17 protein-coding genes, 2 pseudogenes and 1 other annotated feature are annotated in these 24,669 nt (G+C 40.3%); of the genes and pseudogenes, 4 read left to right on the top strand and 15 right to left on the bottom strand.

The genetic code is table 11. The annotated features are described in order from the left end of the window. Positions 1-2: 2 nt before the first annotated feature. Complete coding sequence (locus DQQ01_RS08350; RefSeq protein ID WP_111919644.1) at positions 3-1,283, bottom strand: glycosyltransferase family 4 protein; 1,281 nt, start codon at positions 1,281-1,283, stop codon at positions 3-5. A gap of 163 nt (positions 1,284-1,446) precedes the next feature. Beyond that, positions 1,447-2,953 (bottom strand): annotated as a pseudogene (locus DQQ01_RS08345) (4Fe-4S dicluster domain-containing protein). A gap of 452 nt (positions 2,954-3,405) precedes the next feature. Between DQQ01_RS08345 and DQQ01_RS16495 the strand changes: the two are divergent. After that, entirely contained in the window at positions 3,406-3,687 is a 282-nt protein-coding gene (locus DQQ01_RS16495; RefSeq protein WP_242980273.1) for a TraX family protein, read from the top strand. A gap of 46 nt (positions 3,688-3,733) precedes the next feature. After that, positions 3,734-4,099 carry a TraX family protein gene (locus DQQ01_RS16490; RefSeq protein ID WP_242980718.1) on the top strand — a complete coding sequence of 122 codons (366 nt, stop codon included), beginning with the start codon at positions 3,734-3,736 and terminating at the stop codon, positions 4,097-4,099. An 18-nt stretch (positions 4,100-4,117) separates the two neighbouring features. Here DQQ01_RS16490 and DQQ01_RS08335 read toward each other — a convergent pair whose 3' ends face one another. From DQQ01_RS08335 to DQQ01_RS08305, 7 genes are all read right to left on the bottom strand, one after another. After that, positions 4,118-4,786: an acyltransferase gene (locus DQQ01_RS08335; RefSeq protein ID WP_111919643.1), complete on the bottom strand. Its 669-nt coding sequence runs from the start codon at positions 4,784-4,786 to the stop codon at positions 4,118-4,120. A gap of 21 nt (positions 4,787-4,807) precedes the next feature. Further along, a complete protein-coding gene (locus DQQ01_RS08330) occupies positions 4,808-6,850 on the bottom strand; it encodes a DNA topoisomerase (protein ID WP_111919642.1) in 2,043 nt (680 codons plus the stop codon). Between the two features lie 157 nt (positions 6,851-7,007). Beyond that, positions 7,008-8,093 (bottom strand): aspartate-semialdehyde dehydrogenase, encoded by a 1,086-nt coding sequence (gene asd, locus DQQ01_RS08325; protein ID WP_111919641.1) that lies wholly within the window; start codon positions 8,091-8,093, stop codon positions 7,008-7,010. Positions 8,094-8,209: 116 nt separating this feature from the next. After that, positions 8,210-9,586: an argininosuccinate lyase gene (argH, locus tag DQQ01_RS08320; RefSeq protein WP_111919640.1), complete on the bottom strand. Its 1,377-nt coding sequence runs from the start codon at positions 9,584-9,586 to the stop codon at positions 8,210-8,212. A 93-nt stretch (positions 9,587-9,679) separates the two neighbouring features. Next, a complete protein-coding gene (locus DQQ01_RS08315; protein WP_111919639.1) occupies positions 9,680-10,339 on the bottom strand; it encodes an epoxyqueuosine reductase QueH in 660 nt (219 codons plus the stop codon). Positions 10,340-10,441: 102 nt separating this feature from the next. Then, complete coding sequence (locus DQQ01_RS08310) at positions 10,442-10,804, bottom strand: hypothetical protein (RefSeq protein WP_111919638.1); 363 nt, start codon at positions 10,802-10,804, stop codon at positions 10,442-10,444. 507 nt (positions 10,805-11,311) lie between these two features. Next, complete coding sequence (locus DQQ01_RS08305; RefSeq protein WP_111919637.1) at positions 11,312-11,668, bottom strand: type 2 periplasmic-binding domain-containing protein; 357 nt, start codon at positions 11,666-11,668, stop codon at positions 11,312-11,314. Positions 11,669-11,964: 296 nt separating this feature from the next. On the opposite strand from DQQ01_RS08305, the gene DQQ01_RS08300 reads away from it, so the two are divergent. After that, positions 11,965-12,801, top strand: coding sequence for a DUF3737 family protein (locus tag DQQ01_RS08300; RefSeq protein ID WP_111919636.1), 837 nt, complete (start codon positions 11,965-11,967; stop codon positions 12,799-12,801). Between the two features lie 235 nt (positions 12,802-13,036). Continuing rightward, entirely contained in the window at positions 13,037-14,446 is a 1,410-nt protein-coding gene (locus DQQ01_RS08295; RefSeq protein ID WP_111919635.1) for an Alw26I/Eco31I/Esp3I family type II restriction endonuclease, read from the top strand. Positions 14,447-14,492: 46 nt separating this feature from the next. On the opposite strand, the gene dcm is transcribed toward DQQ01_RS08295, so the two are convergent. From dcm to DQQ01_RS08265, 6 genes and pseudogenes are all read right to left on the bottom strand, one after another. Further along, positions 14,493-15,878, bottom strand: coding sequence for a DNA cytosine methyltransferase (gene dcm, locus DQQ01_RS08290; protein ID WP_111919634.1), 1,386 nt, complete (start codon positions 15,876-15,878; stop codon positions 14,493-14,495). Continuing rightward, positions 15,875-17,521: an Alw26I/Eco31I/Esp3I family type II restriction adenine-specific DNA-methyltransferase gene (locus tag DQQ01_RS08285; protein ID WP_111919633.1), complete on the bottom strand. Its 1,647-nt coding sequence runs from the start codon at positions 17,519-17,521 to the stop codon at positions 15,875-15,877. The genes dcm and DQQ01_RS08285 overlap by 4 nt, the downstream gene beginning before the upstream one ends. Before the next feature lie 575 nt (positions 17,522-18,096). Then, on the bottom strand, positions 18,097-20,511 hold the full coding sequence (leuS, locus tag DQQ01_RS08280) for a leucine--tRNA ligase (protein ID WP_111919632.1): 2,415 nt from the start codon (positions 20,509-20,511) through the stop codon (positions 18,097-18,099). A gap of 45 nt (positions 20,512-20,556) precedes the next feature. Continuing rightward, positions 20,557-20,811, bottom strand: a binding site (T-box leader). 20 nt (positions 20,812-20,831) lie between these two features. Next, positions 20,832-22,533, bottom strand: a pseudogene (locus DQQ01_RS08275) (CvpA family protein). Between the two features lie 144 nt (positions 22,534-22,677). After that, a complete protein-coding gene (gene brnQ, locus DQQ01_RS08270; protein ID WP_111919631.1) occupies positions 22,678-23,991 on the bottom strand; it encodes a branched-chain amino acid transport system II carrier protein in 1,314 nt (437 codons plus the stop codon). Positions 23,992-24,153: 162 nt separating this feature from the next. Next, positions 24,154-24,651: a GNAT family N-acetyltransferase gene (locus DQQ01_RS08265; RefSeq protein WP_111919630.1), complete on the bottom strand. Its 498-nt coding sequence runs from the start codon at positions 24,649-24,651 to the stop codon at positions 24,154-24,156. Positions 24,652-24,669 lie beyond the last annotated feature (18 nt).

Raw genomic sequence — 24,669 nt, 5'->3', positions numbered from 1 at the left:
CCTTACGCCCCTCTCTTTACCAGATTTCTTTTATTCCATGCAAAGGAAAATCCCCTGGAATATCCCTGCTCTTCCTGCTTCTTTTCGGAAAGTCCTGCCACCCCCTGTTGCACCAGGGTTTCTTTATAAAGTCGCTCTGCCATGGTGCAGAAATTCCAGGTAGAATACAGGCATGCAGTTTCTTTTGCACATTTTCCCATTTCTTTTCTTCTGTCTTCCTTTTCCAGAAGATAGTCTAAATGCATTTTAAAATATGTATAAGAATCATATTGGAAGCCATTGTAACCGTCTGTTATGACCTGATTCAGACATTCGTCTTTTCTGCAGAGCGCCGGAACACCGCTTGCCAGGGCTTCAATATAAGTAATTCCCTGTGTTTCGCTGTTCGAGGCACATACAAACACATCTCCCAGCTGGTAATACTTTCCTACTTCTTTTGGATTTATCATGCCTGTAAATACGGTTTTCTCCTGAATGTCCAACTCCTCTGCCAGCTTTTCCAAACGTTCCCTGTCTGGTCCGTCCCCTGCAATTAAAAAGGTGAGCTTTTCTCGTTTTTCTTCTTTCACCAGCTTTGCAAAAAAACGAAGCAATTCCTCCAAATTCTTTTCTTTTGCCAGACGTCCCACACTGACCAATACATGGTTATCCAGAGGAATGTTCCACTGCTTTTTTAAACTTTGTTTCTCCGCCTGGGACAGACATCGGCAGAAGTTTTGTAAATCAATTCCGCTTGGAATAACGGAAATGGGATTTTTGACTTCGTAGCTCTTTAACAGCTTTTCCACCTTTTCTGTGGGGACAATCACCTGGCTGGCCTTTTTTAAGACGCTTCTGGAAAACTGTGCCACTGCTCTTTTTTCCAAAATCCTGCCCATGGGATAACGGGAAATCCCACCCGGCAGATAATGAACATAATCTTCATAAACAGTATGATATGTATGAACCAGAGGACAACCGCATTTTTTACTGATTTTTACTGCATAGGAAAAAGTCATAAATTCACACTGGGAATGCACAATATCCGGATTCCAGTCTGTCAGTTCCCTTACCAGCTTTTCGATATGCGGCAAAACGCCTCGTACATTGGGATAAATCTTTTCCAGATTCACGGATTTTATATAATAGATGCCGGCTTCCTGATAAGACTCATAGGTTCTGGAAAGCGTCAGCACCCGCACCTCATGTCCCCTTTCTTCCAATTCCTTTTTTAAATTCAAAACAGAAGTCACGACTCCGTTAATAATCGGCTTATACCAGTCTGTTGTAATTAATATCTTCATAAGTCTTCCCCCTTTTGTCTTTCTCTTAAGTTATCTTTATCATAAAAAAGAGATTTAAAGAGAACAGGGGGAGATTTTTAAAGTTTTTCTTAAGAATATAGAAAAAAGAACCACAGGCTTTTCCAAAAACCTGTAGTTCTTCTCTTATTATGTGGGAACTTCCTTAATCCAAATGTATTTCTGCCAGTTCTGCAGCAGGAATCTGTCTGGAAGAGTCTTTTTTATATTTTTTCAAATCAGCGGCTGCTTTTGCCAGAGGCACATTGGTTCCTGCCCCTGCCATACAGCCTCCGGGACAGCCCATACCTTCAATCATACAGCCCTTTAGTTTACCGGCTTTTGCCATGGTCAGAATCTTTTTACATTCTGCAAGCCCTTCTGCATGTTCAATATGAACCTCTACATCAGGATAATATGCATGCAGACAATCCTCTACTGCACTTGCCACGCCTCCTGCAACCGCATAGCCTCTGCCCGCCGCAGTCGCATTGTGGAAAGAGCTTTCTCCTTCACATTCTGCCGGATTAATGCCTTTTGCATCGAACATACCTGCCAGTTCCTCAAAAGTAATGACAAAATCCACATCACTTCGCACAGATTTTCTGGAAGCTTCCAGCTTTTTGGAAGCGCAGGGACCGATAAATACCACATGGGCATCCGGATACTGCTGCTTAATGGTTCTTGCCGTAGCAACCATTGGAGTCAGTTCCTGAGAGATGTTCTCAATCATATCCGGGAAAAATTTCTTTGCAAGCATGCTCCAGGAAGGACAACAGGAGGTCAAAAGGAACGGAAGTTCTCCTGTGCTTACTTTTTCCGCATAGTGGTGTGCCTCTGCAACAGCACCAATATCTGCGCCAAGGGCTACCTCATAGACGTCCGCAAAGCCAAGTTCCTGCAGCGCTGCCTTTAACTTTCTGGGAGTCACATCTGGTCCGAACTGTCCAACAAAAGCAGGCGCTACTTCAGCAATAATCTGTTTTCCCTCCTTTAAGGCATGGGCAAGCTGAAAAATCTGTGATTTATCAGAAATTGCCCCAAAGGGACAGCTTACCATACACATACCGCAGGATACACACTTTTCATTGTTAATTTTTGCCCTGCCCAGCTCATCACTTTCAATAGCATTGACGCCGCAGGCTCTTGCACAGGGTCTTTCTTTTTTGGCGATGGCATCATAAGGACATACGGATTTACACTTGCCGCACTTAATGCATTTTTCCTGGTCAATGACAGACTTACCCTTTACAATGCTGATAGCGCCCTTTGGACAGACCTCTTTACAAGGGTGAGCTACACAGCCTCTGCACATATTGGAAACTTCATACATCTTTGGCTCACAGGCATCGCAGGCAGAAGGAATCACCTGCATCAGAGGCGGTTCATAATACTTCTCATCAATATTGCTTGCTTCCAGGCCTGCTGTAATATGTACAGCCGCATTTTCCGGGCGAAGGGACATACCCATAGCAAGACGGACTCTCTCGCTGGCAACCGCTCTTTCCCGGTAAATACTTTCTCTGTAGGTTGCGCGTTCCTGCACAATGTGATAAGGAATCGCCTCAATATCTGCCACCAGTGTATCCGGTTCTGATTCAAAGCCTACACGGGGCAATTTCTTTAAATACTTTATGACGGATTCTTTTTACGTTTGTATCCAAACCTCTCATTTTTATTTTCCTCATATCATAAGTGTATAGCCAATAGAAATGATGGTTATGCACTTATTCTTTCTATGGATTTATAGATGATCGGAAACACCTGGGATAACCCCTTTCCAGCACATCTACATTGGTTAATAGTCACATAGGTTATTCTTTGGTATGATATCATGTTAAAGATTAACCCATTATCTACGCTTTACGTCGGTATTGACCTCAGTTCAAAATCCAATTATGTTACTTCTTCTGAAATCCCTGTAGTCTATCATAAACATATTTTCTTTTCTTTGCAAGAAAACCCTGGTATTTTATTTAATACAAGAAGGTTTTGTGTTATAATAAATACAATTTTAGAATTTTATTACCATAAATACAGAAAGGATTTCATCATGCTTTATAAAACCTCTATTCCCGGCATACCAAAAAAAACGCTGCTTCCTCCCTGTCTTTCAGGAAGCGCCTTGAAATGGATTGCTCTTTTTACCATGCTAATCGATCACATTGGAGCAGTTTTTCTGGAAAATGGAGCAATCGCCGCCTATAACCAGCAGCTTTCCTCCGCTTTTTCCTATGAAGCCACCCTTGCTCTATATCACGCAGACCATGTTCTTCGTTTTCTGGGACGAATTTCTTTCCCCATTTTCTGTTTCCTGCTGGTGGAAGGCTTTGTCCATACCTCCAACCGTAAAAAATACGCTCTGCGACTTTTCCTTTTTGCCTGTATCTCTGAGATTCCCCTTTGATGTATGCTTTCGGAGGGAAATACTGGAGCTTTCCTATCAGAATGTGATGTTTACTCTTCTTATAGGTTTTCTGACTCTCTGGATTATGGATATGGTCAGACAGAAAAATCCCGTCCTCATGCTGCTTGCCGCAGGAGGCGGGATTCTTGCAGGGGCTGTTTTTGCTGCTGATTACAACTGGAAAGGATTGGTTCTGATTCTGATTTTGTACCTTTTTTACTCCTATCCTCTGGAAAAAACCATTGCCGGCTGTCTTTCCCTTTTATGGGAGCCTGCTGCCTGCCTTGCCTTTCTTCCTATAAATCTATACAATCAGCAAAAAGGCAAAAGTATGAAATATTTTTTCTACCTTTTCTATCCTCTGCACCTCTTTCTTTTATTTCTGGTACGCTATGCAGTTTTCGGGATCTGATATCCCAGGCTGCATAGCTTATCTTTTTTCTATAACATCTCCCTGCTTTTTGTAAATACTGTTTGCAGGTACAACTCCTCTTACAGAAGACAGGGGATAAATATTGCTGTGGCTTCCCACTACGGTTCCGGGATTCAGCACTGAGCCACAGCCAACCTCCACTTCATCACCTAGCATAGCACCGAATTTTTTCAGCCCTGTTTCCATCTGTGTGTCCTGTGCTTTTACTACTACCAGCTTTTTGTCTGATTTTACGTTTGAAGTAATAGAGCCTGCACCCATATGGGATTTATAGCCTAAAATGGAGTCTCCCACATAATTGTAATGCGGTACCTGCACCTTATCAAAGAGAATCACATTTTTCAGTTCTGTAGAATTCCCCACAACAGCGCCCTCTCCTACCAGAGCATTGCCGCGGATAAAGGCACAATGACGGATTTCTGCCTCTTTTCCGATAATTGCCGGCCCGTGAATACATGCCGTAGGAGCAACACTTGCGGATTTTGCAACCCACACATCTTCTCCTCTTTTTTCATATTCTTCTTCGCTTAAAGTATTTCCCAACTTTACAATAAAAGCGCCGATTTCCGGCAATACCTCCCATGGATAAGTTTTACTTTTTAACAGTTCGCCTGCCATGGTTTTACTTAAATCACTGTATAATTCCTGAATTTTTAACTGTTCCATCTTTGTCCTCTTTCTTTAAAACTATTTTTTGGTAGATTTCCCTGCAGTCTTTGCTCCGGTTTTGCTGTTCTTACTCTTTTGATAATATACAGCCGCAGCATCAAAGTACTGTTTGAGCATCAACTGGTTTCTAAGTCCCATAACCCCCTGGGTCCAGGAGCGAATAAATCGTTCCAGCTTCTGCATATATTCCTCAGAAGTAATGCTGCCCTCTGCCACATAAGTCAACCCCTTCTCCCAACTTGCTGTCAATTCCGGGCTTAAGAGAGAACGAATAGATGCATTTACCACATCAAAAATCATCTCTCCCAACAGAGTCGGGGTAATGACCTGTGTCTTTTTATTCAAAGTCAAATACTTAATCGTCACCAGCTTTTTCAGAATCTCCGCTCTGGTCGCACTGGTTCCGATACCGCTGCCCTTAATCTGCGCCCGCAGCTCCTCGTCTTCAATGAGCTGTCCGGCATTTTCCATAGCCAGAATCATAGAACCGGAAGTATAACGCTTGGGTGGCGAAGTTTCCCCTTCTTTTATAAGGAATTCCTTCACCGGAAGTATACTTCCTTTTTTCACATTCTGTAGCATTTCCAGAAATACTCCGTCTTTTGTTTCCTCCTCTGAAGTTTCGTCTTCCTTCTTTTTTCCAAAGGAATAGCCGGTCACCTTTAAATATCCTTCGGATATCAGAACTTTAAAAGAGGAAAACAACCGTTCCTTTTCTATAACAGAAACCAGGCTGACTTTCTGATAAACAGCAGAAGGATAAAAAATACTCAAAAACCGGCGCACAATCACTTCATATACTTTTTCTGCCTGTTGAGAAACGCTTCTTAACGCACTCAACCCCTGTCCGGTTGGAATAATGGCATAGTGATCGGTAATCTGTTTGTCATTAACATATCTGGTTTTTTCCAAATTTTTATATCTCTGTGCTGTCAGAATTTCATCTACATAACTCCCTGCATGTATATAGCTGCGTAATCCTCCTATGTTTTTCTGAATTTCCTTTGCCACCGCCGTAGAAAGCACACGGGCATCAGTTCTTGGATAGGTCACCAGCTTTTTCTCATATAACTCTTGTACAATTTTCAGGGTTTCATCAGGACTTAATTTAAACAGCCTGGAACACTCATTCTGCAGTTCTGCCAGATTAAAAAGAAGAGGAGGATTTTTATTCTCTTTTTTTCGCTCTATTTTCTCCACCACAGCCTGGAGGGGCGGATTTTGGGAAAGTAGTTCTTTAAATTCCCGGGCAGTTTCTTTTTCCTTAAATCCGTTTTCCTTGTATAACAAAGGAGATTGAAAATAACGGCTGCCCTCCACAGCTCTCCATTCGCCTTCAAAAAAATGTTTTTGCAGTTCAAATTTCCCCAGCACACGATAAAAAGGTGTTTTCACAAAGTCCCGAATTTCTCGCTCTCTGCGGACAACCATACCGAGAACGCAAGTCATTACCCTTCCCACAGAAATGGGCTGATAACGACTGCCCAGATAATTGGAAACGGCATTGCCGTATTTCAGAGAAAGGAGTCTGGAAAAATTAATTCCCATTAAATAATCCTCCTTGGCGCGCAGATAGGCAGACGCAGAGAGATTATCATATGCAGAAAGCTCCTTTGCCTCCCGGATACCACGGATAATTTCCTCCTCAGTCTGGGAATCAATCCACACTCTTTTTTGCACCTTATCCTTTACCCCGGACATCATGGCAACCAAACGGTAAATATATTCTCCCTCCCGCCCGGAGTCCGTGCATACATAAATGGTTTCTACATCTTTGCGGTTCAAAAGTCCGCTGACAATGTCAAACTGTTTCTTTACAGAAGGAATCACCTCATACTTAAATTCTTCCGGCAAAAAGGGCAGGGTTTCCAAACTCCATCTTTTCAGAGCCGGGTCATAGGCTTCCGGATAACTCATGGTTACCAGGTGTCCCACACACCAGGTTACAATAGTGTTTTCCCCTTCCAGATAACCGTCCCTTCTGGCACTATTCAGCTTTAATGCCCGGGCAAATTCCTGGGCAACGCTTGGCTTTTCGGCTATAAACAATGATTTGCTCATAAAAGCTCCTCTTTTACTTTAATTTCTGTTGCAATGCCTTTTATCTTAACACAGGTTTAAAAAAGCGTCAAATTTCCGCCCTGCAGGAACTGTCTCTGAACCGAAAAGGGGGACTGTCCTATGCAACAGCCCCTTTCTCGGTTTTTTCTTCATCCTTTTATTTTTTTGTAATATATCCTTTTGCCTTCAGCGTTTCCGCACAAAGTACGGCACCGCCTGCTGCACCGCGAACGGTATTGTGGGAAAGTCCGATAAATTTAAAATCATAAACCTTGTCTTCTCTTAAACGTCCCACGGAAACACCCATACCGTTTTCGTAATCCACATCTGCCTGAACCTGCGGACGATTTTCTTCCTCCATGTACTGAATAAACTGCTTTGGAGCACTTGGAAGATCTAATTCCTGTGGAATTCCCTTGAAGTTTACCAGCTTTTCAATCAACTGTTCTTTGGTTGGTTTCTTTCTGAATTTTACAAAGACAGCGGCTGTATGACCGTTTAATACAGGAACGCGTACACACTGACAGGTAATGACCGGCTCTTTTGCAGGTTCAATCACACCATCTTTGATTTCACCCCAAAGACGAAGGGGTTCCATTTCGCTCTTTTCTTCTTCTCCGCCAATATAGGGAATAATATTTTCCACCATTTCCGGCCAGTCCTTAAAAGTTTTTCCGGCGCCGGAAATTGCCTGGTAAGTCGTTGCTACCACTTCATAGGGCTCAAACTCTTTCCATGCTGTAAGAACAGGCGCATAACTCTGAATGGAGCAGTTTGGCTTTACAGCTACAAAGCCTCTTGTTGTACCAAGACGTTTTTTCTGGAATTCAATCACATCAAAATGCTGGGGATTGATTTCCGGTACAACCATAGGAACATCAGGAGTCCATCTGTGTGCGCTATTGTTGGAAACAACCGGTGTTTCTGTCTTTGCATACTCTTCTTCAATAGCCTTAATTTCTTCTTTTGACATATCTACTGCAGAAAATACAAAATCTACGGTAGAAGCAACCTTTTCCACCTCTGATACATTCATGACAACCAGCTGTTTCACAGCCTCCGGCATAGGGGTTGTCATTTTCCAGCGTCCACCTACAGCTTCTTCATATGTTTTTCCCGCACTTCTTGCACTTGCTGCTACGGTAACAACCTCAAACCAGGGGTGATTTTCCAAAAGAGAAATAAATCTCTGTCCAACCATACCTGTAGCGCCTAAAATTCCAACTCTCAATTTTTCACTCATCTGTCTATTCTCCTTCGTCCTGTACACGCAAAGCCTTACTTGTCTTTTCTGCGCGTACATTTGTTTTTGTTATACATCACTATAACAAAATATTCCAAAATGTCAAGAAATTCTTCTTATTCTTCCAGATATTTTTCATTCTGTTTTAACACAGTTTCCATGGCCACTGAACCGGGTGCGCCAATGGTGTTACGCTTTTCCACACAGTTCTTCATACTGATAGCCTCGTAGATATCCTCTTCAAATACCGGACTGATTGCCTTGTATTCTTCCAAAGACATTTCTTCCAGAGCAATGTTCTTTTCCAGACAGTAAAGCACCAGACGTCCCACAATGCTGTGTGCATCTCTAAACGGAACCCCGCGATTTACCAGATAATCCGCTGCATCTGTTGCATTGGTAAAACCGTTTTTCGCACTGTTTTCCATGTTTTCCTTCTTAAATTCCAGAGTGGAAATCATACCATTAAACAGCGCAATACAACCTTTTGCCGTATCCATGGCGTCAAAGGCAAGCTCCTTGTCCTCCTGCATATCCTTATTATAAGCCAGAGGAAGCCCCTTCATGGTAGTGAGAAGAGAAACAAGAGCGCCGTATACCCGTCCCGTCTTTCCTCTTACCAGTTCTGCAATATCCGGATTTTTCTTCTGAGGCATAATGCTGCTGCCTGTGCTGTATGCATCATCAAGCTCCACAAACTGATATTCATTGGAATTCCAAAGAATCATTTCTTCACAGAAGCGGCTCAAATGCATCATAATCATAGACAAATCCGACAAAAACTCAATCAGATAATCTCTGTCAGCCACAGAATCCATGCTATTTAAGGTAGGACCGTCAAAGCCCAAAACCCTGGCTGTATATTCTCTGTCCAATGGATATGTGGTACCTGCCAAAGCTCCACTTCCGAGGGGACACAAATTCAGTCTCTTTTTGGTATCCGTTAAACGGCTCCGATCTCTTTTGAACATTTCAAAATAAGCGCCCAGATGATGAGCTACGGTCACAGGCTGTGCCTTCTGTAAATGGGTAAATCCCGGCATATAGGTATGTATATTCTCCTTCATCAGTTTGTGAAGGGTTTCCAAAAGTTCCTTTAAAAGACCGTCGGTTTCCTGAATTTCCTCTCTTACATACATTTTCATGTCAAGAGCCACCTGGTCATTGCGGCTTCTTCCTGTGTGGAGTTTTTTCCCTGCATTTCCCTTTCTGGCAATGAGATTTGCCTCTACAAAGCTGTGAATATCTTCATACTCCGGAGAAAATTCCAGCTTTCCGTTTTCAATATCCACCAGAATTTCCTGCAGTCCGGACAGGATTTCTTCCTTTTCTTTTTCTGTGAGAATCCCCTGCTTTGCCAGCATGGAAGCATGCGCCATGCTGCCTTTAATGTCCTGTTTATAAAGCCTTTTGTCAAAACTCAGGGACGCATTAAAATTATACACCAGACGGTCTGTTTCTTTTGTAAACCGACCTCCCCATAATTGTGCCATAATAATTCCTCATTCCTCTCTTTTTCACCATATTGTCCAGTCTTTTTTCTTCTCTGACCTTTTTGACAATATTCTATGTGAAATTTTACCACTTTATAGTGTTGAACGCAAGAGTTTTTCCTTTTGTTCCTGCTTTTGTCGTTCTCTTTCCTGTCTGGAAAAAATGCAGCCGCAGTAATCCTGTCTGTAAAGATGATATTCACCGGATAACTCTGTAGAACGTTTATATCCGTTTTTTTTCTTAAAATTAGAAGGGAGATGTCTGACATGGTAAAGCTTTTCCAACTCTTCTCCGATTTCATTTAGCTTTGCTGCATTTTTCAAAGGGCTGATGGTCAAAGTGGTGGCAAAATAATCATATCCCCCTTCTGCTGCCAGTTTTGCAGTTTCCTCCAGACGCATGCGGTAGCACTTAAAACACCGCTCTCCTCCCTCAGGAACATGTTCCAATCCCTTTGCCATTTCAAAAAATTTCTCCGGGCAATAAGTCCCTTCCACCAACACAGGCTTATGCACAAAAGGCATTTCTTCTATAAGGCGTTTTAATTCCTCTGTGCGTTTTTTGTACTCTTCTCTGGGGGAAATATTGGGATTATAAAAAAAGTCTGTAATTTCAAAATACTGGGACAGATATTCCAGTACATAGCTGCTGCAGGGCGCGCAACAGCTATGGAGAAAGAGTCTGGGAACCTTCCCGTTTTTCTGATTTTCTTCTATGATGTTTTCCAGTTCCTTTTGATAATTTCTGTTCATGCTCGTTCTTTTCTCTCTTTCTGTTCAGACATATTTCCTTTTACATCATAAAGTATACGAAAAAAATTTCCCTGCGTATAAAAGAATATATTTTTGTGATGTCTAATTAGTTCCAGCATCACATCTATCCTTTATGCTATATACTATATACTTTTCTTCTATTTTCCGCACATACCACACAGAAGCGCCAACTCCGACTGTACTATACAGAATAAAAAAGAAAATGGAAAATTCAGGAAAAAAATATTCAAAAATACCCCCCAGCCATAAAAAAGCAGAATAAATGTACCAGAGCTTTCCATGGGCTTTATTATATGCCTTCACATCTGTTATCTTTCTGTCAGATGTGGAATTACTGATTCCATACTTTACAGGCTTTGTTCTGTATTTGTAATCATAAATTCCTACTCCCAGCATAATGGCTGCCCCAATCCATGTAATAATTAAATAATAGATATTCTCCATAGAAAATCCTCCCTTCCCATTAAAACTTCTTATATCTGATGTTCTGCTTCGGCGGGATTTGTATGCTAATCCCCCCTATAAAACAGAGGAAATTTTCCATTTTTCATTTATCTGTTGTATTTAGAATACCATATTTTGCAGATTTCTACATCATATAATTTCCAAAAGTCATACTGGAAATTTTATAACTGATTTTCCAATTCTTCCTTCAGCCTTTCTGAACCTGGCAGAAAACATGATATTACTTTGCATTTTTTGAAATTATAATTCCAAAAAATTTGGATTTGAGGTGAGGTCATGGCAACTATTTATGCGGAAAGAGCAAAAAGTGCTGCTGCTCTTTTCCATAATCTAAGAAACTAAGAATGGGGACGGATATGGTTATACCATACATATATAGGCTGACTGCTTCACCCAGACTTTCCGCATTAATGTTTCATTGGGACAGCGCCAGAAGAAAGCAAAGTCAGCAACAGGGCGCTCAAGATATCGGCAATTTTGCCTTTTTCATAAAGATACTAATTTTAGTTTTTCGATAAATTTTTCGGACGCTTTAGAAAATACCTGATATTTCTTCCAAACGATGTGCATACCTGCTTCTGTTTGTGGAGAAAGAGGTCGAAAGCACAGCGTATTGTTTCCGGCTGTGTTGATTATTTTATCTAATCCAATGGCATATCCCAGTCCTTCTTCAACCATCAAAGATGCATTAAATAGTAAATTGTAAGTTGCTACAATTTCCAATTCAGATAGTTCTTTATTGATCCATGCGGTTAAAGTGCCTTTGCTGTCATCTTGATTTGCTCTAATAATGCTTTGTTCTCTTGCAACTGCAAGGAAGTAACCTAGTACACGTAACTCCATTATTACCTCCTCCTTCCTTTTTGAGCGAAACGAATATAGTATAACTTGTTTTTGGATAGTTTTCAACTATTGAAGTATATAGTATATAAGTATTTGCTATTGCTATTTCGCCTTTTTATAATTAAACCAGAAAGATAAAAAATGTAAATAGGCGGTAACTATAAATATAGCCGGTACAGAAATAAAGCCGGAACAACTCATTGCATATAGTTCAAAAGAAGATAGCTTGTCTTGACTACTTGGTGTTTCAAATCGGGAGATTTTCTTTTTCGCACGACGAACTAGGAGGAATAAGTTTGAAAATAATAGAAAATCAAAAATTTGACGAGGAACGTGCTCTTTATGGGAGTAATGGGCTTTTGGTAAAAAATTGTTACTTTGATGGACCGGCAGATGGCGAAAGTGCATTTAAAGAATGCAACCAAATTGAAGCAAAGCACTGCCTTTTCAATCTCCGATATCCATTTTGGCATGATTGCGGACTTACTATTAGTCATTCAGAAATGACAGTAAATTGCCGAGCAGCATTGTGGTATTCCAATCATGTGATAGTAACAGACAGCAAGCTCCATGGAATCAAAGCGTTTCGAGAATGTAGTGATGTGACTATTCAAAATTGCGATATTATTTCTTCAGAATTCGGATGGTCTGTTCAGAAAATTTGTATGGAAGATACCACTGCAATCAGCGAATATTTTATGATGCGTTCAGAAAACTTAATATTCCGTAGGGTACATTTTCAAGGAAAATATTCATTCCAATACATTAAAAATGCCCAGTTTGATAATTGTGTATTTGATACTAAAGATGCATTTTGGCATGGAGAAAACATTACGATTCGAAACAGCACCATAAAAGGAGAATATCTGGCATGGTATTCTAATAATCTTATTTTGATTAACTGTAAGATCATTGGAACACAGCCTTTCTGCTATTGTAAAAATCTGAAACTGGTTGATTGTGAGATGGTTGAAACGGATTTAGCTTTTGAAAAATCACAAGTAGAAGCAACTATCATCACTAAAGTTGACAGTATTAAAAACCCTCTGACCGGAGTAATCACAGTACCGGATGTGGGAGAAGTGATTCTGGATGATGTGGAAGCAAAAGGCAAGATTATCATTACAGGTTAGCAGTGTAGTCGAGTCCCTTCCATCCGATGCACCATGTTAGGGTGAAGGATTACTTTGTTGAAAATCTCCAAACAAAAAGTAAGAAAATGCTTTATGGATATAATTGGGAACGAACATATAGATTTTCTGACTGCCGTTTGATATAATAAGACAAAAACCTTGTTTCCCTATTATTATGCATTAAATTTCGGCTGACAAAAGCCGAACTCTACCTACACAATCAGGAGGTTCTATTATGGCGCAAGATGAAAAACAATGGCATCCACAATTTCTCAAATATATGGAAGAAATCGTAAATCACCCAAATTACAAAGGATTACCAATCAAAAAGAAAGCTGATGGTTCATACACCTGGATAGCAACTGCAAAATCAGAAACAGGTCAAAAAAGAATTCACTGGTGCATTCAAAAAGCCCAGGAATTAGGCCTCACAAAAACAGAGGAAACCTATCCAGGAATGTATGCTGATGTAATGCTTAAAATTCACCCGACTAAATGGAAGGTATGCCAAATTTGTGGTAAAAAGATGTCCCTTTACTACCACTACCCGAACGCAAATTTTCTCAAAGCCTTAAACCAAAAATTTGGTACGAGTTTTTCTGACTGTGACCATATCAGCGATATCTGGGATGAACTCATCAACCAGGGTATTCGCAAAAATGATATTGCAGCTTTTCTGATTAATAAAGGAAAGCTGAATTTAGATGCACAAAATTCCGAAAAGCATGAAATTATAGCTGCATTAGAGCATGCCTGCCGTAAGGGTGATAAAAAATACCTGGGGCCAGGAGCTATGTCGAACTTTCCTGATCGTTATGACGGGTTCCATACATATAATCGCTGTTGTAGATCTGTTCAGGATAAAGGTCGTTCAAAGGAAAACCTTAAATCTTATACCAAGGACAGACGTGCGTATGAATATTGGAGCGACGGAAACATTCATGCAGCAAATCAGTTCATGGGAAGCAGCTTCTTTAATGGTATATCCGCTGACCATATTGGCCCAATTTCTTTGGGCTTTGTCCACGACCCACGCTACCTGCAGCCTATGTCTACGGGAGATAATTCTTCAAAACGTGACCGCTTACAAATCATAGATATTGAAAGCATTATCGAAACAGAACAAAGAACCGGCATATATCCCATGTCATGGCAATCAAGGTTAATCTGGGAATTTATAAAAGCAAATTATTCTGCTAATCCTGACAAAGTGCCTACTGTTTACCGCGATGCATTAAAGCAAAACATGGCAAATTTTATGTTCATTTTACGAACTATACTTGAAAATTGTCCTAACAAAGGGGAAACTTTTCTTGTTTCTGCATTTTTAGAACCAAATTTTTATACTTTCAAGTATTCCTATACCTTTAATGACAGAGGGGAAATTATTGACAAAACAGATAGACACTATACCGAACGCAATCAATACGAAACTGACAGATACCAAAGGATTGCGATTCAGGCAATCTACGATTATAATAAAAAAGAGAACCGTAACAATAAACATAATCTCACTTCAACTGAACTTGCAGTTCTTGAATCTATCTGTTCCAGCATCGAAGCTGATGTTTCTTTGGTAAAGAACAAGCAGCTTATAATTAACCTTATTGAAGCAATTGAAAAAAGAATCATCTGTTCTCTGTAAAGTATAAGGAGGATGAGTACCACACTGCTGGTAATCCTCCTCTCCCTTACAGCAAGTCTATGAAACTTAACTGCTTATATGCCTCTTCTGTTTTCTCTTTTTCGAAATCATCTGGCGTTTTCAGATTTATATATTCTTCATATGTTATCTCTCCCTTAAAAAACTTAAGTATCTCCGATTCATCACAGTCTGCATATCTTGCAGTATCATCACAGGGAACTGTTTCCAAATCTGCAATCGTTTCTCGTACAGTAACCTGACATGCTTCCTCGACAGTGATTGGACTTGGAAATAATTCTCCTGGAGAAATCGCGATATCCTTTCGGGTACATATAAGAATAACTCTTTTTCTTTTTTGAGGAACAGCAAAATCACTTGCCATTAAAGTTCTGCCTTCTGTAAGATATCCGAGTTTTGCAAAAAGTGTGTGTACCTCACAGTATGTTTTTCCTCCTTGATAACTCAACAGCCCTTCCACATTTTCAAATACAATCACTTTGGGATTTACCCTCTTGACTATATCAACAAATTCCCGGAACAGTTGATTTCTGGGGTCATCCGCTGCTCTAAAACCTGCCATTGAAAATCCCTGACAAGGCGGACCTCCGCATATGATATCTGCTTCCCCCTCCAACGCAGCCTTCTCAATAGCAGCTTTTGTTTCTTCTTTCGTGATGTCCCCGCATAAGACTTTAATTTCAGGATTATTTATCTTTAAAGTAACACAGGCACTCTCTTCAATGTCATTACTCAACAATGAATAAATGCCTGCCGCCTTAAACCCTGCTGTCATACCACCTGCACCACAGAACAAATCAATAGATTTAGAACATCCTGTTTTCTTTTTTATCTCACGCGCGATTTGGTATGCCAGTAACGTCGGCACTGCATTTCCCACCTGCTTTAAAAGTTGCGTTTTATTACCAAAAAAATAATACTCATCCCTAAAGGTCTGAAATCTTGCAGCCTCTCTTACTGTTAATACTCTTTCGTGAACCGGATGTACATATGTTCCATTTCCCGGTCTGTTAAAGTAAGTAGTAATCGTATAGCTTGGTTTATTGTAGTCAATCCGACCATATAGGGTTGTTCGACCGCCTGTTTGCGTTATCCGTTTCAGCCTCTTGGATTTCTCTACTGTTTCCACTGGAATATTCTTCCAGTTTCCTCCAGGCGGTACAGACTTTATCATTTCCAAATCCAAATCACTCAGTTTAAAAGTGGTATGGTTCAACAAAAGCCCCTGAAAAAGTGCCATATATTTTGCGGTTATTCCTTTGGAAACATTCTTATCAAATTTGCCAAGTTCCTCAAGAAAACTGTCTATTTTCAGCTTTCCACTAAGGATACCATTCCCTTCATCCTCTGTCATTTGAGGAAGAAGATTCTTTATCGCATCTGTATAATCTCTAACATATTTATTCCTGTTCATTTCTCTTCTCCTCTATATGCTAAAATACCATACGCTTTATATGCCAATTCTTCTATTTCCTCAAGAACTAAATCATTCTGTTCATTCAGAAATATCCTTGTAAGCATAGAAATCTCTTTTAATTCCGGTGCTTCTACAGGAATCGGAAAGCAGTCAATCTCGTAATTGTTGACATGATTATTGCTGCTTGTCAATTTGAATAACCAGTTTATTATTTTGGTATTGAATAAGCCTAACAGCGTATATATATCTATTCCATATGGGTTTTCTCCTACAGATATAAAATTACACGAATTTCCTAATACACAATTTTGGGGAGCCAATGCAAAAGTCACACGCCTCTCCTTATTCATATTCGCGATTTGCTGGCATATAATTCTCTCCTGTTCAATATAGCATTTCTTTTTTGTTGTATTGACAAATTCAACTGCCACAAATTCGTTTTCTGATGCAGCCAGTAAATTGTAATAACCAATATTCCTGCCTCTTATCAGCGGATAGCCTGTATTCATATGAACAATATTATGCTTGTTTGCAGTTAAATCCAATTCTCCTCTTAAGTTAGTTATAAAAGAAAGCTCCTTAACAACCGGAAACTGCCTTAGCTTCCGCAAAATCTGATATTCTTTTGAAAAAACCGCAACAATCGCATTTCCAGTATTTTCGTTCAAAATATCGTTTATTGTAACTTCTGCAATATCTCCTGGGTTCTTACAATAATCTTTAACAATCGTTACCTTATCTGTTTTACTGCCCTTTTGTAAAAAAATGGAACTTAAAGCCTGCTGGGCATCTATGTATCCGCTGCCTTCTCCAATCACCTTTACAGAAATTAATTTGTTATCTTTGAGTATATGTGTTCTTAACTTTGTACACATCTTATCAGACATTATGGAAGAGGGAATCAACAGACTGACAAATGCGGTTTCATTTGCATATTGGTCAATAATTTCTTCCGCAAATAATTTATATAAATTCAAAATCCCTTCTGTGGAATATCTGAAACGTTTCTTTACTATTTTTGAAATTGCGGAATACTTGTCTTTGTCCCTATAATACTCCTCTTTATTTCCGTAATGTCCACGCTCAGCTTTTAGATTTTTAAAAGGTGGATTTGTAACAACAATGTCAAAGCCGTTTCCTACAATCTCCGGGGGGAAAATTTTGTTTATATCAATATAGACCGGTTCTGTTGCTGTTACGTCAATTAACAAACCGTTTCCTATGTGTTGTTCAAAGTATTCTTCTGACAACTGAATATTCCAAAATACCCTGGATATTTCCCTCAAAGATTCTTTATATCCATTAAGAGCATCTGTATTTACATCTGCAACATAAAGATTATCCAACATAATTTTGGCATTCTCTTTATTAATTCCAGTAGCTTTAACAGCTTTGATGTATGAAAAGACAAAATTTCCCGCACCAACACATGGTTCTAAAAAACGATAGTCATATAGTTTTTTTGTCGGATTTTTATCCTTGAGATGTTCAACCAGTTCCCTCATCATCGCATCTGTAAGCTCCAAATCCGTATAATAGCTTCCCGTTCTCTTTCGTGTCAAAGCATCCATTTTTGTTTCAATGCGCCTGCTTCTTTTACTTAAGGAAGACCATAACTCTTTATATTGTGTATTGTTCATACAACTCTCCTTTATTTCTGCAGATTTATTCAAGCTTATATCCACAAAACGCAAAAAATCCGAGGCCTGGATTTATGTCCAAATCCTCGGAAAATTGGGTAAAATAAAGCTTTTATTCCTAAAACATATTCTTTATTATTTCAAGTGCAATATTCATTCCTGTTTATGCTCCACCTTCAATACCTCTTCCAGATAGCTCCTGTCAAGTTATATGGACATCTTCAATCGTTGAAAATAAAAGCATTGTGTTCACCTCAAATTCATTATACTTAAGCCTTTCAAAACACGCAATATATAATTTTATTATAACAGAAAAAACTCCAAACCTCAATTTTAAAAACCTGTTACGATATTTTGCGTTATTCTACAGTACCTTTTCTTTTAAGAAAATTGTCCGTAAATTTTGATTTTAAGCGAACTTTTCAATATTTCCAAGCACTTTATAGCAAATGCTGCTCAAGTCGGATTCTGTTTCGATCCACCTCATCTGACAGGCATACGCCCTATAGATAAGAAAAAAGATGTCCTTATTCCTATAAATAGGAGAAGTCCATCTTTTTTCTTATCTGCACTGCTTATTTCTGCACAATATTAATTATTTTCTTAGGAACATAAATTTCCTTCACGATAGTTCCAGTCAGCTTATCTGCAATAGCTTCCTTACCTGCTGCAATCGCCTCTTCCTTTGTAGCATCTGCGCTGATGCATACAACAGCTTTTGTCTTACCGTTAATCTGTACAGGAACCTCGATTTCATCGTCTTTCATAGCTTCTGCATCTGCCTTTGGCCACTGTGTATGGAAAACAGAATCTTCATGTCCGTATTCCTGCCACAGTTCTTCTGAAATATGAGGGGCAAACGGTGCCAGAAGCTGTGTAAAGGTTTCGATGGTTTCTTTATCAATACCGCCTGTTTTCTTAGCCATTTCAATAAATTTGTTATTGTACTCCATAAATCCGGAAATAACCGTATTTAAGCTAAAGCTTTCCAGACGCTGTGTAATATCAAACACCAGCTTGTGACGAAGTTTCACCATTTCCTTTGTTGCTTCCACATTTGCTTCCTTGCTGTCCATAGCCAACTTCCAGAAACGATTTAAGAAACGGTAAACACCATCAATACCTCTGTCGTCCCATTCTGCATCTAATTCCGGCGGACCTACAAAGAGTTCGTAAAGTCTTAAGGAATCACAGCCGTAATCTCTTACCAAATCGTCAGGAGATACCACGTTTCCTTTGGATTTACTCATTTTAATACCGTTCTTTCCAGTAATCATACCCTGGTTAAATAACTTGGTAAACGGTTCATCAAAATCCACAACCCCGATATCATGCAGGAATTTTGTATAGAAACGGGAATACAGAAGATGCAGTACCGCATGTTCTACACCGCCGATGTACATATCTACCGGCAGATATTTGTTTGCTTTTTCTTTAGATACCAGAGCCTTGTCATTTTTGCTGTCTACATAACGCAGGAAATACCAGGAAGAACCAGCCCACTGCGGCATGGTGTTTGTTTCTCTTTTGGCCGGCGCGCCGCAGCAAGGACAGGTTGTATTCACCCATTCATCAATACCTGCAAGCGGGGACTCTCCTGTGCCTGTAGGTTCGTAGGATTCTACCTCCGGCAAAGTCAACGGAAGCTGATCTTCCGGCACCGGTACGTTACCGCAGTTCGGACAGTGAATAATCGGAATTGGTTCACCCCAATAACGCTGACGGGAGAATACCCAATCACGCAACTTGTAATTTACTGTCTTGCGTCCGATTCCCATTTTTTCAATCATAATAGGCGCTTCCTTTTTCAGTACTGCAGATTCCATACCATTCCAGTCACCGGAGTTAATCATGGTACCGGAAGCTTCTGTATAAGCTTCTGTCATATTTTCAATTTCTTTTCCGTCTTTGGCAATAACCTGAATAATCGGAATATTGAATTTTGTAGCAAACTCAAAATCACGGTCATCATGAGCAGGTACACACATAATCGCACCTGTACCGTAATCTGCCAATACATAGTCAGACAGCCAGATAGGCATCTTTTTACCGTTTAATGGATTTACTGCATAGCTTCCTGTAAATACACCTGTTTTTTCCTTATCCTGCAGACGATCTACATTGGATTTCATAGAAGCATCGTAAATATATTTTTCCACAGCTTCTCTTGTTTCATCAGTAGCCAGCTCTTTTGCCATAGCATGCTCCGGCGCCAGTACCATAAAAGTTGCTCCATGAAGGGTATCCGGCCTTGTGGTATAAACTGTAATCTTTTCTTCTCTTCCTTCAACCGGGAAATCTACCTCTGCACCATAGGACTTTCCAATCCATTCTGCCTGCATTTTCTTTACTTTTTCCGGCCAGTCCAGTTTATCCAGGTCATCTAAAAGACGGTCTGCATATTTGGTAATTCTCAGCATCCACTGACGAAGATTTTTCTTTGTAACCTCAGAACCGCAGCGTTCACATTTACCGTTTACAACCTCTTCATTAGCCAGACCTGTTTTACAGGAAGGACACCAGTTAATCGGGAATTCCTTTTCATAAGCTAAACCTTCTTTAAACATCTTCACAAAAATCCACTGTGTCCATTTATAAAAGGCAGGGTCAGTGGTATTTACCTCTCTGTCCCAGTCATAAATAGCTGCAATGTCATTAATCTGTCTTTTAATATTGGCAATGTTGTCTGCTGTGGATTTTGCCGGGTGAACACCCATTTTAATAGCATAGTTTTCTGCCGGAAGACCGAAAGCGTCCCAGCCCATTGGGTGAATCAGGTAATATCCCTGCATCATTTTAAAACGGCTCCAGACATCAGAGATAACATATCCTCTCCAGTGTCCTACATGAAGGCCATTTCCTGAAGGATACGGAAACATATCCAGACAATAGTATTTCGGTTTTTTTCCGTCATCTACGTTTACCGGGTGTTCCTCCCAGTTTTTGCGCCATTTCTGTTCAATTGCCTTATAATTATAAGGTACTGCCATGTTTTTTTCCTCCTTTGAAATAAAAATACCCCTCCGCCTCCTAATGCTAGAGGCGAAAGGGTTTCTTTTCCGTGGTACCACTCTAATTCGCGGATTCATTCTGTCCGCGCACTCTTTTTTTCTGTAACGGGAAATCCCGCCCGTATCTACTTTTCACTGGCTTCAGTCTGTTCAATCCGGGAACTCTGAGGCGAGTTGGGAATCCTGCATACCTGCCTTGCACCACCCGGCAGCTCTCTTGCTTTTCGTTTTAAACGCTTCTATGCGGTGTTTCTTAATACTCCTCTTCAACGCTTTTCCTTATAAAGCTACTACACATTTTACTCAGTGATTACCTCTTTGTCAACCCCTGTCTGGGTTTTTTCTGTCTGCTCCTTCTGGTCATTTCCCAAAGAAAGTACAGAACAGATTTTATCTCCCGGCAGGAAATTCAAGCTTAATCCATCTCCCGGATTATAGGTAATAATCTCCGGAAATTCTGTAACCGGAACATCAAAAATCAAAGGCATCTCCAGCTCTTCGGCATTTTCCTCCGGTGTGGTGAGTATCAGATCCGTTCCCTCAAAGGTAATGTAAAAATGAGAGTTTCCTTCAATGACTGCCTGAGCAATTTTCTCAATTTTACCGGTAATACGATAATCACCTTCTTTACCATCAGGCTTTTTGCCTCCACCTTCAGCCAGCAGCTTTTCATAATTTTTCTCACATTCTTCCACAGTATCTCCAATGGCAACTGTCTGGTATTTCTGCACATTTACCATAGCATATTTCTTAACCAGTCCTGCACCGTCCTTTAATGCCATAAAATACGTCGGCTGATCGGAAATATTCAAAAGCAGCGGGAAAGCTGCCGTATATTTTAAGTTCTGTACCTGCCCTTCTGCAGAATCCATGGCTGAACGCTCCTGTGCACCGTCACATACATAATATCTGGTTTCCATGGTTCTCTGATTCATCAATACAAATCCTACATTTGATTTGTCACCACTGACAGAGGTAACACCGGTGTATACCCAGACATCATCGTCCAGTGTCAGGTAATTGAAACCATCTGTTGTTTTCAGACAGCCTTTCTGTCCCAAAACACTGTTCAAAAATCCGTTTTTCAGCATACCATGATAATTATACAGCTCTAAGAGAAGGTCTGAAGGATAAGCCCTGTCCACCCATTTCGGACAATCCTCAATTTTATATTCTGTAGTTTCTCCTGTCTGAGCATTGCACAATACCACTTTTCCAATGGTCTGACCTCCGAAAAGCCCAATATTAAATTTCTTCACCGGACAAATCCAGTAAGGAGTTCCGTTATCATCAATTTCAAAGCTTAACTGGTCAAACATATAGGTAGGATACTTAAACCGCAGATGACGGTAAATATTCCGGTTAAAATACTCAGACTCTGAATATTTTATTGGTGTATCCAGCTTTACAAGTTCTGTATTCTGCGTCGCCATATCAATACGGATATAGGCAGGAATTCCTTCCTTCTGATTCGTCAGCCATTTAATGCCACTGGCATAAACCAAAGGGGAAACACGGTAAGGCTGCTCCTGATAATTAATCTGGGAATACAGGCTGCTTACCTCAAACTGAGATACCATATCTACCATGCTTCCCATTTTTTCTGTTGCCTAAAAGCTCTGCTGATTCTTTATCCAGAAGAGGAATCTGGTCATAGCTGATCTCCTTGATATCCTCTGTAAAATCCCGCTCTTCCGGTGTCACCAGCTTCTGATATTTCCTGGCATTCACAATAGGAGAGGATAAAAGAGAACCTGCTGCATATACGACAACGATTGCCAGAATCACAAAAACTCCGAACTTCAGTACCTTGTTTGACCGAAGCTCCTGTACACTGGAAATTCTCTTCCTGATTGCGTAGAGAATCATTATGGCTGCAACTAAAGCTCCCAGAAAGAACCAGAAACCGCTTTCGTGAATGTTGATTGCCGGCAGTGTCACATAATAATACAAAAACGCCAACACCAGCAACGTCAAACCTGCTGCTATTTTCTTCTTCATAGTTTTACCAACCTTTCCAAGCAGATTTTCTGCTTTGTTCCCCATTGTATCATGCCTGTCTGACACTTTCAACAACCCTTGTTCAAGTTCCTATAAAGATTTTATAAAAAGCGCCTGCTATTCTACAGACGCTCCTATTCTTTCTCAGGTTTTCTTTTTTACAACCGCTCCCAGTACTGCCCCACACACCGCAGGAACAATCCACCCCAGATGCAGATGATAGAAAGGCAGTTTACGCCCCCAGTCCGTCAGAACCCCGAAGGTAATGCCAATACTGTCCATGGCATTTAAAAATGCCACTGCAAATGCTGCGGCCATACTGAGAATATAAACCATTTTTTTATCTCCAATCCACTTCTGTCCAAAGGAAAGAACAATCAGTACGATTAAAACCGGATAAATCATCATTAATATCGGCTGGGAAACAGCAATAAGGTAAGAAAGTCCTACATTGCTTACTGCAAAGCTGAACAAACACACCACAGCTGTTATTTTTCGATAGGATACAGAAGGTATCAGTTCATGGAAATAATCTGCAAAAGAAGTAGTCAATCCAATGGAGGTAGTCATGCATGCCAAAAACACAGATGCACCCAGCACAATTCCACCCACAGGTCCCAGAAGATCTCCTGCCACTGCGCTTAACAGAATGCCTCCATTTTCAAATGATGTATGTGTTGTAGCACCGATATACGTCAGCATATAATAAACCACACTTAAAATCAGAACTGCTCCGATTCCGGAAACAATGGTATATTTTACAACATTTTTCCGTTCCTTCACCTGAAATCCAGTGACTGCATTGATAATAATAATCGCAAACACAGGTCCTGCCGGTCCGTCCAGCGCATTATAGCCTTCAATCATTCCTTTAAAAAAGGCGATGTTTCTGTATTCTCCTACAGCTTCCTTTGCTGCTCCATATTGCAAGGTATTTCCTGATTTGTCAGAAAAAAGACAGACCAGAAAAATCAGAGTGATACTGATAATCAAAATCGGTGTCATATATTTCCCGATAATGTCTACGATTTTACCCGGATTCCCGCTGAAATAGTAAGTCAGGGAAAAGAATACTGCCGTTACCCCAAGAGAAACCAGCCATACATACTGCTGAGGCACATAGGGGCGAACCGCCAACTCATAAGATACGCTTCCTGTTCTCGGAAGCGCAAAAAGCGGTCCAATCAATAAATAAACCGTAATGGATAAAAACAGAGAAAAGTGTCTGCTTACAAGGTCGCCCAGATCCATAATTTTGTTCCCCACCAGCACCACTGCAACAATTCCAAGCAAAGCAATCCCTGCATCAGTCAAAATAAATCCTACAAGAGCCGGTAGGTAGTTTTCCCCTGCCTTCTGTCCCATTGCAGGAGGAAAAATCATATTGCCTGCTCCAAAGAACACAGCAAATAAAGTTAAGGTTAAAGACATCATCTGCCTTATTTTGAGTTTTTCCATTGGTTAATCTCCCATCTTTTTTCCGTCAAACTTGACGGTATCCTAGTCATGCAAACCTTTTTATCTTATCATCATATGGAAATATACACAACAAAAAACGTCGAATTTCGCAAAAAAGCTGCTGTATGCCGCTTTATGGAAGCTATATACAGCAGCCCTATTCTATTTTGAAAACTCTCTTCTCATATCATACCATACTGCGTTTCCATGCTCTGACTGAGAAACGCCGAAATTATGAAAGCCATGACTTTCATAAAAAGGAATCAAGTGTTCCTTGCAGGTAAGAATTACTCCCTTTTTCCCTCTCTGCCTGCTTATCTCTACCATATATTCCAACAAACTTCCCGCAATTTTCCGGTGCCTGTATTCTGGCAGTATATCTAAGCCAAATACTGTCTGATAAGCCCCTTCCGGCTTATGCAGACTGGCATTATGGTACAGTTCGTCCGGAAGGCTCGGCTTATCTGTGGTTCCTCCGTTGATAAATCCTACGACCGTTCCGTCTATCTCAGCTACAAAAAAATTTTCCAAAAAGGTTTCCATGCGTACCCTGATTTCTTCCTCTGATGCTGCCTCTGCTTTTGGAAAGCACAGGGCTTCTATCTTTGCCAGAAGAGCTGCTTCCTCTTTTCTGGCTGTCCTTATTTCTGGTTTTAACATCTTTTCCCCTTCTTTTCT

This window comes from Blautia argi, assembly GCF_003287895.1.
Taxonomy (GTDB): Bacteria; Bacillota; Clostridia; order Lachnospirales; family Lachnospiraceae; genus Blautia; species Blautia argi.
This window is presented reverse-complemented; position numbering and strand designations above follow the sequence as displayed.